Origin of the sequence: Paenibacillus periandrae (assembly GCF_022458865.1) — a bacterium.
In the GTDB taxonomy this organism is placed as follows: Bacteria; Bacillota; Bacilli; order Paenibacillales; family NBRC-103111; genus Paenibacillus_S; species Paenibacillus_S periandrae.
Map to the genome: position 1 here is coordinate 14,351 of NZ_JAJNMU010000026.1, position 11,787 is coordinate 26,137.

An 11,787-nucleotide genomic window follows, 5' to 3' on the forward strand; every position below is an offset into this window, starting at 1 on the left:
ATTATAAGGAATAGATAGACATACAAAAAATTGTTATCTTCTATACTTCACATAGAGAGGTGCTATGTCATGAGCTCGATGGACTACTATAAGGTGTTCTATCACACCGTGAAGGAAGGCAGCATAACCGGAGCCGCGCAGCAGCTTTACATTACGCAGCCGAGTGCCAGCTACGCAATTAAACAATTGGAGGAGCAGTTGGGCGTTCGTCTGCTGCTGCGCAAGGCCAAAGGAATTGAAATGACGGAAGAGGGCAGGGTGCTGTTTCAATTCGTGGAGCAGGCTTACGGGCTGCTGGTTGCCGGAGAGCGGAAAATCAGCGAGATGAAAACCTATATAGCGGGGACGATTCGTCTCGGTGCCAGCGACTCGCTCTGCAAATATTTCCTCTTTCCTTTTCTCGATAAATTTCACAAGGCGCATCCGAGCATACGCATCTGCTTATCTCACGGAAAAACGGAGTCCATCCTGCAGCGTCTGCGGGATGGGGAGATCGATTGCGGAATTGCCCATCTGCCGGTGGATGACCGGCTTCTTGTGCAAACGACGAGGCCGATCCAGGACTGCTTCATAGCGGGGCCTGAATATGCAGCTCTTGCCCAAGCACCGATTACGCTTCAGGAGTTGAGTAAGCAGCCTTTTGTTATGTTGTCGGCACACAGTCGGACGCGTACATTTTTTCATGCGCTGCTGCAAACCTATGGGTTGGAGGTCGTACCGGATATTGAGCTCGGGAGCGTGGATTTGCTGATCGATTTTGTCCGTAAGGGGATGGGTATTTCCTTTATAACCAAGGAGTTTGTAGGCGATGATTTGGCGGCAGGCACGCTGGTCGAGCTCGAGCTTGTGGAGCCGATCCCTTCCCGCTCGATCGGGGTCGTTACGATACCGGATGGGGCTTTGTCGCAAGCTGCGGCTTTTTTTGTAAAAGAGCTTGTCGCTCATATGGAGCAGAATGAAATGGAAGCGCGTCCGATAGATCGTATGGTATGATAAACAGGAAGCTTTGCGGATCGGATATTCGTTAGGCTGTACGTTTTGCATCTATTCTTTTCAACAGGTGGAGTCCCGGTATTGACTTGGGGTGACACCTGTTTTGCTTTTAAACAAACGATTAAAAAACTTCATATCCTGATATCCGGCACGAGAAGCGATATCACTTACCTTAAAGCTGGTTTCCCTGAGTAAAAAGCAAGCCTCACGAATTCGCAGATGCTGGAGCAGACCAACAAAGGTCATTCCTGTTCGGGCTTTGATCAGCCGTGACAAGTGGCGTTCACTGACCTTAATCGCTGAAGCAACCATGGAGGCCGTCAAAGGATGAGCAAAATCACGTTCCATCATGACCAAAGCTTGATCGAAGGGTTCGATGCCGGCACTTAGGGCCGGTAAACCGGCGGGATTGGAGACAGGTCGTGCTGTATGGAACAGTAAACCGTTCAGTTGGAGCATCCCTCCATATACAATGAGCTGCCAGCCGGGCTTTTTGGCTGAGAAAGCTTGATAGAGAAAGCTGAAAATCCGCTCGAATTCATCTCTTTCCTCACGATGCCGCAGCCAGCTGACTCCGTTCATGCTGTCCAGCAGTCCACTTCCTGGTTCCCACGGCAGGATGCTTTGCATATGACTTACGGCTTCCTGGGTAAATAGGCAGTTATAGACGATCAGCTTGGTTTTGGTGGTGGGTGATTCCGGACGGAATACATGAGAAACCCCAATTGGAATAAAGGTCACATCCCCTTTACGTACCGGAAAGCACTGCCCTCCTATAAAATGAAAGCCGGATCCTTCCCCGACGTAACAAATTTCATAGAAATCATGCGAATGCACCCCAAGATGGAACGATTCCGCGACCCGATTCACATAGATAGGAAAGCTTTTGTCAAAAAATTGCTCACCTCGGGTGACAAAAACGGCTTGCTGAACCATATTTCATGACCTCCTTATGAAATGCCCCTATTAAATGTCCGTATAGACCCTAATACTTCATTGCGACCATATTAAAATAAGAATAGATGGCAGTCAAGCATCTACTTACGAAGTAAGTGTTTCTAAGAACGATTTATATGTTCAGAAGAAATCTAAGGAGGACAATACATGGAAACTGGAACGGTTCACGATTTACCGTTTGTACCAGAGGCACGCTGGATTTGGGGAGAAGGGGAGGAAAGCCCGAGGAACGAATGGAGATGCTTCAGAACTTCGTTCATCCCTGTAGTTGATTCCGTGGGAAAAGCCGAGCTGCTGTTATCCGCAGATACCCGATATGTATTGTATGTGAATGGGGTTTTGGTTGGACGTGGGCCTGTACGTTCGTATCATCACCAGTATGCTTATGATGTTTACGAGATCTCTCATTTGCTGCATTCGGGAGCTCCAAACAGTATTGCCGTATTGGTGCTGCATTTTGGGGTAGCGACCTTTTACAGCTTGCGGGGACGCGGCGGGTTGCTGGCACAACTGACCTTTTCAGGTACAGGCAGCATCGAACCTGCCAATAGGAGTGAAGCTTCCGGAGCCGGGGGAAAATCGAGTACGGAGCCAAGGAAATCCATTGTGACTGACTCCAGCTGGAAAACAGAGCTGCACGCAGGTCACGACCCGCATCAGGCACGGATGTCCGTACAGCATGCTTTTGCCGAGAGTACGGATGCCAGGCTGTGGGATGACAGCTGGACGGAGGCGGGGTTCGATGATAGTGGTTGGCAGGCTGCACATACCATTGGTCCGGTAGGTACGGCACCGTGGACGGGGATGATGGAGAGAGACATTCCGATGCTTACTGAGGAAGTGGTGTATCCTGCAAGGGTGGAATCGTTGAACCAAACGAGACCTCCGGCATGGTCGATTGCTATCGATGTCAAATACCATTGGGAGGACAGTGGCGCTGATCACGCCAATCACTACCAGGTTGCCGGGATGGTAGCGGCGCTAATACGTCTGTTCGAGCCGGGACTGGTGACTCTATGTATGGTGGAAACCTCATTTCTCGCTTGTGCGATTAATGGACAGCTCTATGAGAAATCGGATTTTGACGGGGAAGATCCGAAGCTGGAGCTTGGTGTGGAGCTGACTGCAGGAGACCACCTGCTGCTGCTGGACGTATCCGGCAAAGATCATGGCAAAGCCTTCCGGATTGCGTTGGATGCGAACGTTCCATTTGAGGTTGTATCACCTTTGGAGTCGTCATCATTAAGCAATGAAACGCAACCATCGCCAGTCGTCACCGTAGGCCCTTATAAGCATATGGTTATCAAGGATACCGATGTCGTAGATGCCAAGGAGACGGAGGATTACGTTGAAGCCTTGTCCAAGGTTACCGAGACAATCAAACAGATCAAGACGATAGATGATTTGGTTAGTGGGGCTTATCCGGTGAAAGCCATTTCTCCAAGTCTTGTTCGACTGGAGGATACGTTTGCGATGTCCATTTGGAAACAGGATTCCGTGAGTCATGCCGTTCCTGTATCCTTACAGCTTCTGGCAGCGGCCAATGGGGTACCTGTGGAGGCTCCATTATTTGAGGGAAGCGATACGGAATTTGTATTGGATTTTGGCAAGCAATGGTCAGGCTTTCTGGAATTTGAGCTGAATGCTCCAGAGGGAACGGTAATCGACATGTATGGCTATGAGTTCCAGCAGGATGGCTGGCGTCAGGAAACCTACGGTCTGGATAATACGCTGCGATATATATGCCGCGAGGGCAGGCAAAGCTATGTATCGCCCGTTCGCCGAGGCTTCCGCTATCTCATGGTCACTGTACGCGGCGGCGTGCGTCCGACTCTGTGGTATAAGGTTGTAGTCCGCCAAAGCAACTTTCCTGTTGCACAAATCGGCGAATTTCAGTGCTCTGACCCCTTATTAAATGATATATGGGAAATCAGTCGTCATACGACCCGTTTATGCATGGAGGATACATTCGTAGATTGCCCTGCTTATGAGCAGACCTTCTGGGTAGGTGATAGTCGTAATGAAGCATTAGTTAATTATTATGTATTCGGGGCGACCGATATCGTGGAGCGCTGCATGCGGTTGGTGCCGGGATCGGCTGGACAGACCCCTTATTATGGGGATCAGGTGCCAAGCGGCTGGGTAAGCGTCATACCGAACTGGACCTTCTTCTGGGTCATTGCCTGCAAGGAATATGTCGACTACACAGGCAAAATCCAGTTTGCGGAGGATATTTGGCCGCATGTAAAATACACGCTTGATCATTACCTGCAGCACATTGGCGAGGATGGCTTGTTCAGTTTTAGAGGCTGGAATCTGTTGGATTGGGCACCCATCGACCAACCGCGGGATGGTGTTGTTACTCACCAAACGATGTTTTTGGTGAAGACGCTGTATGCAGCTGCGGAATTGGCCGAAACAGCAAATGACAGCGAACAGGCCGTGTTGTATCGGGAGCGTGCCGCGCAGCTGGCTGAGGCGATCAATCGTCAGCTGTGGTCAGAGGAGCAGCAGGCTTATGTGGATTGTATCCATGCAGATGGAAGGGTTTCGTCTATATTCAGTATGCAAACGCAGGTTGTGGCCCTGATTTGTCATATTGCCAACGGGAAGCGCGAGTCGATTTTACGCGAGTATTTGCTTGCACCTCCGGAGCATTTTGTGAAAATCGGCAGTCCGTTTATGTCGTTCTTCTACTACGAGGCGCTTGCCAAATACGGTGAAACGGGCCGTATGCTGGAAGATATTCGTCAACATTTTGGCGAAATGATTGAGAATGATGCGACGACCTGCTGGGAAATGTATCCCGGCTTTAAGGAAAATCGGGCGAATCCGCGCATGCTGACACGCAGTCACTGCCATGCCTGGTCTGCGGCTCCGGGATATTTCCTGGGGGATCAGCTGCTCGGTGTCAAACCGTTAACTCCAGGCTGGACTCAGGTCAAGGTAGCGCCGTCTCCAGGTGATTTGCGCTACGCCAAGGGACGAATCCCACTGCCCGTTCAAGGCTGCATAGAGGTATCCTGGAAGCTGGATGCGCAGCAGCGTTTGTTCCAGATACGGGTAAGTGCCCCGAAAGAGATACAGCTGGAGGTCGAATGTCCGACCGGCTACACGCCTGATATCACGATCGTTCGAATTTAATTGAGTATGATACACAAATATCGCAAAAACACCAGACACAGGAAATCTGGTGTTTTCTTGTTCATATATAAAGTTATCAGAAAATTAAAAACAATCTGAATTATTGCTTGACATGGAAATGCTTACAAAATTATGCTTTATTTATTCCAAAAATACCATTTGCAGGGGAGTGGATAGCTGATGAGAATGTCCGAGGGAAATCATGAGTCGATTGTGGATGCTTCAAACCGTTGCTATACGGAGTATCAGTATTTTACAGGACTATCTCTCTTCGAGCTTAATCGCCTACAAGGTAACTATTACTCGGAATTACATACACTTCAAGAAGAATTTAATCGCTTGATGAATGAACTGCGCGAAGAGCTGAAGCACAAACAAGGCCAGCTATCGCAAACTGCGTAGGAAGTCTCCTCACACCCTCAGACATAACTTCCACCTGTGTTGTATGCAGCATCAGTATACAATGTATAACATAACAAGACCTTGACTGCTCGGATCCGGGCAAACGAGGTCTTGTTCTCATTACATATGCAGATAGCATCAGGGTCTTTTTGCTGTATTGCCAGCTCCGGCAGCACCAGCAGGCGCACTTAGACCACCGATATATTGATCATAGGCTTGATACATTTTGGCAGCGATAGGTGCGGCCCCGTACTTTCCGAACCGACCCTCGGGTACGACAACGGCTATCGCCAGAACAGGATCATTGATAGGGGCAAAAGAGATAAATACCGCGTTATCTACACGTCCGCCAGGAACGTCCTGTGTGGAGGTTCCGGTTTTGCGAGCTACAGGAAAAGGCAATTCTTCAATGCCTTCCGCTCCGCTGCGCATTCCATTAATGACCGTATCCCAATAGTTTTTCGGATAATTAACCTCGTTAAGGACTACAGGCTCATAACCACGAACAAGCTCACCGCTCGACTTGGTCACTTTCTCCACGAATTGCGGCATCATGCGTTTACCCCGGCTGGCCAATGTTGCGGCAAACTGCGTAAGCTGCAGTGTCGTGTACTTTTCGTTTTGTCCCCAGGAGGCATAGACCATAGCAGATTGATAGCTGCTGGACTTGGCATTTTTATAAAACTCATTGGAGCCCTCGTACTCGTTGGGCAGCTTGCTGCCAGTTTTGACACCCAACCCAAATTCGGCAAAATACTTAGCCCACACGTCGAGTACCTCTGATTTCTCGCCACCGTATTTGTTATACAGCGGTATCCCGATCATGGCTGACATGAACGTATTGGACGATACTTGAATGGCCGTTGTTGGGTTCAGCAATCCATAGGCGTGTCCGTCCGAGTTGCTGATGGTTCGTTTATCCTTGCCGAACGTAAATGAGCCGCCATCGCTATAAGTAGAAGAAGGTGTAATTACATTTTCCATCAAGCCGATCAGTACCGACAACGGTTTAACTGTAGAGCCCATGTAGACCAGGGAAGATGGGTGCTTGTTGCGCTCTTTTTCCGGATAATCGGGGTAAGAGGTTGTGATCGTACCGTTATTGATAAAAGGCATGATCTGGTTATATTCTTCCGTACTCATGCCGCCTGTCCACGTGTTTGTATCATAGTCCGGCATGCTGGCCATCGCTACGATTTTACCGGTTTTGACTTCCATAGCTACCGCATAGCCCGAGCGGGCGTTAGGCGCGTAGGCGATATCGCCTGCCAAACGGCGGTTGCGAAGAAAGTTCAAATGATCCGTAATCGCTTGCTGGGCGACCAGCTGTACATTTTTATCGATGGTCAGATGCAGGTTGTGTCCTTTTTCCGGTGGTGTGAGTGTGGCAGGGCCAATAATTTTTTGGAGAGCATTGACCGGATACGACTTGATTCCTTTTTGCCCGCGAAGCTCATCCTGATACATCAGCTCCAGCCCGTCAAATCCGACATCCTCCACCTCCAAATATTCGTCACCCTTGTTTTTGTAGAAATCAAGTCCTGAAACCGGGTTTCTTGCAGCATTATATCTTTTCATATAGCCGACGAGCTGGGCCGAGATGCTTTGCTTGTCGTACACACGGATGCTATCCTCAAACACTTCAATGCCCCGAAGCTGGTCGCGATGCTCCAATAAATAGGCAATTTCTGTATTGGTCAGGTCGGTTTTGATTCTTCGGGGAACGGAATAATAGCTGGGTTCCTTCGCCTTATTCTTATCCATGTCGAATCCGACATCCATCAGCTTGAGAATATCACCAGCACTGAGACGTTTTTGCTCCGGTTTACCGAAGCGGGCAAATATATCTTCAAGCTCCTTGGCAAGGCGGATAATGTCATCCTTATCGGTGGCTCGCCCTTCTACACGGTAATATACGGATTGCATCGACCGCGATTGTGCGATTGGATAACCCGTGCGGTCATAGATAGTACCTCGGATGGGGGCAATGGGGCTGCTGCTTTTAGTAATTTCGGATGTTGCTTCCTTCAGGTACTTGCTCTCGACAAACTGTAAAATAGCCAAACGCACAATCAGTACAGTGAAAATCAAAAAGGTAGCAAAAAAGAATATGTTCAGCCGTATCGAAAAATGTTTTTGTATTCTTCCCTTTTTCTGATCAGGCGGTTCCTCCGTATATCGTGAAAATTGGTTTGCCATTCATTCACTCTCCAAGCCCCGTATTCAATTAGTTACATTAGTATTCGCAGGTAAGGCGGCCCATAGCACAATCACCCAGAGAAGAATGCCACTTAGCAGTCCGAGCATGAGATAAACGATAGCCTTGCGCCATTGATTACCCTTGTGCTGATGGCTTTCTGTGTTTCGCATCCATGACTCTCCTTTTACCTTTATTTTACCACGGGAATGATCAATAAGGCGAAAGATTAATTATAAAAAAACAGTTATTTTTCAAAGCGTGAATACTCGTATGAAACTAATTCATGTACCTCAGCGTCTAACTGATTGGAAAATAATTATAAATGCAGGAGGAAACCGCGATGTGGAGATTTTTATTTATAGCAGCGCTATTCATCGTGTTGCTTGGCCAGCTGCCGCAGCAGCTTCAGGCACAGTCTGGGCAAGTGCAAGTTACAATCCCCGAGTTTTCCATTACGTTGGATGGGGTGCAGATCGATCAGGAGCATAGCGCCTACCCGCTGATTACCTATAAAGACATTACTTACTTTCCGCTTACCTGGAACGCTGCGCGCGCATTAGGGCTTGCTTACACTTGGAGCCAGCAAAACGGACTTACGATCGTTCCAGGCTATGAGCAGGGGCTGCCGGGCAAAGACAAATGGAGTCAGGATGATTCCGTCACAAATCGTCTGAGTGCCAGCTACAATGCCGCGGTCGCATCCTTTGCCGTTACGGTATATGGACAGCCGGTTGATCAAGCATCAGAGGCGTATCCACTGCTGCAATTCCGTGACATTACGTATTTTCCGATGAGTTGGCGCTTCGCTCACGATCTATTTCATATGAATATGCAGTGGGAGAGCATAGCTGGACTAACGATTACAACAGATCAGAGCCGCCTGTTAGACCGTATCGAATATGATGATGAAAATTATGTGTACATCCGGAATCATATGTACAAAAATAACGAAAACGGCTACTTAAAAATCGCTAAATCTCTTCAGGAGCCACCGCAGTGGATCAGGGGGAAAACGGTGGGAGAGCTGTTTGATCATACATCGCAATGGATGTGGACCTATAAGGATGAGGAGGTTTTGGAACGCAAGCAGGATGAGCTCTACTACAATAACCTGCAGCTGACCTCTTTGACGAAGTACCTGAGTGAAAGTCAGACGCTTTTCGCGCAGTATCCTGATGCTGTGAATAACGGGGTGACTTACCGTGCTCTGACGCATCGTTTGAGCGAAAAGCAAACCCTGCTGATGCTTTCTATTATCGTCGACGTACCGGTGAAAGGACGCTTTCAAGGACCGAAAGAATATCAGCTCAGTTATCTGATTCGGGGGAAAGCCGTTACCGAGCTGCCTTTTTCCATGATCCGTGGGTCCTGGAGCAATGCAGATGGAAGTCACTGGGTGGCGGGCGATAATTGGAAGCTGCTGCTCGTTAGTTCTCAAGGTGAGATTTCAACTGTGAACGATCTGTTTCAGGGAGCGGAGGTAGAGATTCCACACTTTGGTTATCCGAGAACAAGTGAAGGGACGCTGATTATTAAAACCCACTCGCCTTCATACAGCACGTATGCTCTGGATACAAAGCTGAACGTCACAAAGCTCTATGGGGATTATGGAGCAGACCTTCCCTACGGTGCTTATGTAGAGGGCTATCATTATGATCTATTCAAAGTGGATGGAAATACGATCACGAATACAACGCGCAACGAAAGCCGTACCTTCTGGGACTATGAACTGTTTGGCGCCGCGGAGGTTACGGGTTCAAATCAAACTAAATAAAGATCGTCTTTTTGATCGCCGTACTGACGCTGTTCTCCTCGTGTTAGCACGGCGTTATTTTATTGACCATAAAGATTGGAAAAGGGAACCTTTTATCCGCTGCTTCGTCCAATTGTGTGAGAGGTGAACAAGGGTGGCATTTGAATATTTGAAATCGCTCTCCAGCGGAATGGACAAAAATGTCATCTTAGAGGATTTGATGGTGGCATATGGAGAGGATGTATGGAATTATGCATTTTTTTTGACGCGGCAATCCGAGCTATCGGACGATATTACGCAGGATGTGTTTGTACGGGTATATGAACGCTTGTTTTCTTATAGGGGAGAGGCCTCCGTGAAAACCTGGCTGCTCACGATTACACGAAATTTGGTCAGGGACCATTGGCGCTCGGCCTGGTTTCGCAAGGTTATGCCATTTGGAACGCCACTGGTTAAAGGGGAGAGTGCCCCTTCAGCGGAAACAGAGGCAATGAATCGGCTTGTAAGCGAGGAAGTGTGGCTGGTTGTGCTAGCTCTCCCGATCAAGCTGCGTGAGGTACTGCTGCTGCATGCCCATCATCAACTGACGCATACCGAGATAGCCCGGCTGTTGTCCATTTCCGAGGGTACGGTAAAGTCCAGATTGTATCGGGCCCGGCTGAAGGTTGGCAAGCTCATGGAGCCTACAAAGTGAGTTTGCTCCGCAAACAAAGTTAATGCTTACGAAGTAAGTTTGCTATGCAAACTTTTAGGGGGAGACCATATGAAGCACAACGAACCGGAATATTGGGAGAAACAGCTGGCAAATTCACCAATCCCCAAAGGTGAAGCGGGCTTTTCCAAGGATTTAATGCAAAAAATTAAGGAGCGTGTTGAGATGCAGGAACGTCCGACAAACAGGCGGTGGCTGAAGCTGGCTCCGCTGCTGGCTATATCTGTGATGCTTGTCTTCGGCTTTTTTCAATGGGAACGGTTAGAAAGCATAGTCGGTCCCATGTCCAAGCCTGTTGTTCCGATGGCTTTGGAGCCTATCGATGCAGAAAAGGAATTCACCCTCAAAGTCGCCTATTTCCATGAGAACACCTTCATGATGCACTATGGCAAAGCCTACACCATTCGTTATCCGAATATTGAGGTCAAGGTCATTACGATGGGGGATAACGGTTGGAATAGCTTTGACGATAAGGACAAAATCCTTGAGCTGCTGGATAAGGAAAAGCCCGACGTCGTTTACCTGTCCCCGAATATATACGGTGAGCTGGCCAAGGAAGGCCGTCTGAATCCGCTTGATCCTGTAATGAAGCAGGACAGCTATGATCTGAACAACTTGTACAGCGGCGTTACGGAAACACTGCGAACGGCAGCTGACGGCAAGCTGTATGGTCTGGCGCCCGATTACGAGATGAACGCGCTCTACTATAATAAGGATCTATTCGACAAATATGGTGTGCCGTATCCGAAAAGCGGGATGAGCTGGGAAGAGACGATGCAGCTGGCGGCTCGTTTTCCGGCGAACGGGCAAGGCGGCGATCGAGTGTATGGACTGTTGCCTACCTATTACAGTGAAGCCTCACAATTGGCCGGGCAAATTGCCAAAACGATGGGTTTGAGCATGACGAATGCGGATGGGAATCAGGTAACGCTGCGAACAGACGGATGGAAAAAGGCATGGAGTCTCGCTGCTGACGGGTATAGCCAAGGTTATGTATATCAGCCTGAGCCAAGGGCGAATCCGCAGGGCAATATCCGAATGGAGGATATGTACAAAAGGAATCCTTTTATTACCGGCAAGGCAGCAATGGCTTATTCCAGCTATTCACTCAGCAGGGATTTGGAGACGGCCAAATCACAGTATAAAATGAATTCATTTAATTGGGATATAGTCAGCGAGCCTGTTGATCCATCGAGACCCAATGAATCCGCATCGTTCACACTGGGTCCTGTATATGCAGTGAATGCTCAATCCGAACATCAACGGGCGGCCTGGGAAATGATCAAGCTTATCAATAGTGCGGAAATTATGAAGAAGTTGAACCGTTCTGCAGGAGGGGGCAGCTTGTCTGTGAGACTGCAATCCTTAAAGCCTGAGGATGGCCGCAACTATGTGCCGTTCTATAGCATGAAGCCAAGCACGGTAGGAGCCGAATCGGGACTTCATCCTCGTGCGCTGCGCAAGTTCATGGAAGCGTACAGCCCATTGGCAGTCAAACAGATGAAAGCGGTAGTGGAAGGGCGCTTGAAGCTGGACGACGCTTTGAAGCAGCTGCAGGAGGATTCGCAAAATGCGCTGTTCTCGGCACTGCTCGATAGCCGAAACTAATACATGGAGCTGTACGGC

General features: G+C 48.7%; 9 protein-coding genes. 6 read left to right on the forward strand and 3 right to left on the reverse strand.

The annotated features are described in order from the left end of the window. Positions 1 to 69: 69 nt before the first annotated feature. Positions 70 to 993 (forward strand): LysR family transcriptional regulator, encoded by a 924-nt coding sequence (locus LRL21_RS34790; protein ID WP_240420408.1) that lies wholly within the window; start codon positions 70 to 72, stop codon positions 991 to 993. Positions 994 to 1,053: 60 nt separating this feature from the next. Here the strand turns inward: LRL21_RS34790 and LRL21_RS34795 are convergent, their stop codons facing one another. Then, positions 1,054 to 1,929 (reverse strand): AraC family transcriptional regulator, encoded by an 876-nt coding sequence (locus LRL21_RS34795; protein WP_240420409.1) that lies wholly within the window; start codon positions 1,927 to 1,929, stop codon positions 1,054 to 1,056. A 168-nt stretch (positions 1,930 to 2,097) separates the two neighbouring features. On the opposite strand from LRL21_RS34795, the gene LRL21_RS34800 reads away from it, so the two are divergent. Continuing rightward, positions 2,098 to 5,094, forward strand: coding sequence for a family 78 glycoside hydrolase catalytic domain (locus LRL21_RS34800; protein ID WP_240420410.1), 2,997 nt, complete (start codon positions 2,098 to 2,100; stop codon positions 5,092 to 5,094). A 180-nt stretch (positions 5,095 to 5,274) separates the two neighbouring features. Beyond that, entirely contained in the window at positions 5,275 to 5,496 is a 222-nt protein-coding gene (locus tag LRL21_RS34805) for a hypothetical protein (protein ID WP_240420411.1), read from the forward strand. Positions 5,497 to 5,634: 138 nt separating this feature from the next. Here the strand turns inward: LRL21_RS34805 and LRL21_RS34810 are convergent, their stop codons facing one another. Both LRL21_RS34810 and LRL21_RS34815 read right to left on the reverse strand, forming a co-directional pair. Then, a complete protein-coding gene (locus tag LRL21_RS34810; RefSeq protein WP_240420412.1) occupies positions 5,635 to 7,695 on the reverse strand; it encodes a peptidoglycan D,D-transpeptidase FtsI family protein in 2,061 nt (686 codons plus the stop codon). A gap of 24 nt (positions 7,696 to 7,719) precedes the next feature. Further along, on the reverse strand, positions 7,720 to 7,866 hold the full coding sequence (locus LRL21_RS34815; protein WP_240420413.1) for a hypothetical protein: 147 nt from the start codon (positions 7,864 to 7,866) through the stop codon (positions 7,720 to 7,722). Positions 7,867 to 8,036: 170 nt separating this feature from the next. Here LRL21_RS34815 and LRL21_RS34820 point away from each other — a divergent pair, with 170 nt between their 5' ends. From LRL21_RS34820 to LRL21_RS34830, 3 genes are all read left to right on the forward strand, one after another. Continuing rightward, positions 8,037 to 9,470: a hypothetical protein gene (locus tag LRL21_RS34820; RefSeq protein WP_240420414.1), complete on the forward strand. Its 1,434-nt coding sequence runs from the start codon at positions 8,037 to 8,039 to the stop codon at positions 9,468 to 9,470. Between the two features lie 133 nt (positions 9,471 to 9,603). Beyond that, complete coding sequence (locus LRL21_RS34825; protein ID WP_240420415.1) at positions 9,604 to 10,143, forward strand: RNA polymerase sigma factor; 540 nt, start codon at positions 9,604 to 9,606, stop codon at positions 10,141 to 10,143. 69 nt (positions 10,144 to 10,212) lie between these two features. Beyond that, positions 10,213 to 11,769 (forward strand): ABC transporter substrate-binding protein, encoded by a 1,557-nt coding sequence (locus LRL21_RS34830; RefSeq protein ID WP_240420416.1) that lies wholly within the window; start codon positions 10,213 to 10,215, stop codon positions 11,767 to 11,769. Positions 11,770 to 11,787 lie beyond the last annotated feature (18 nt).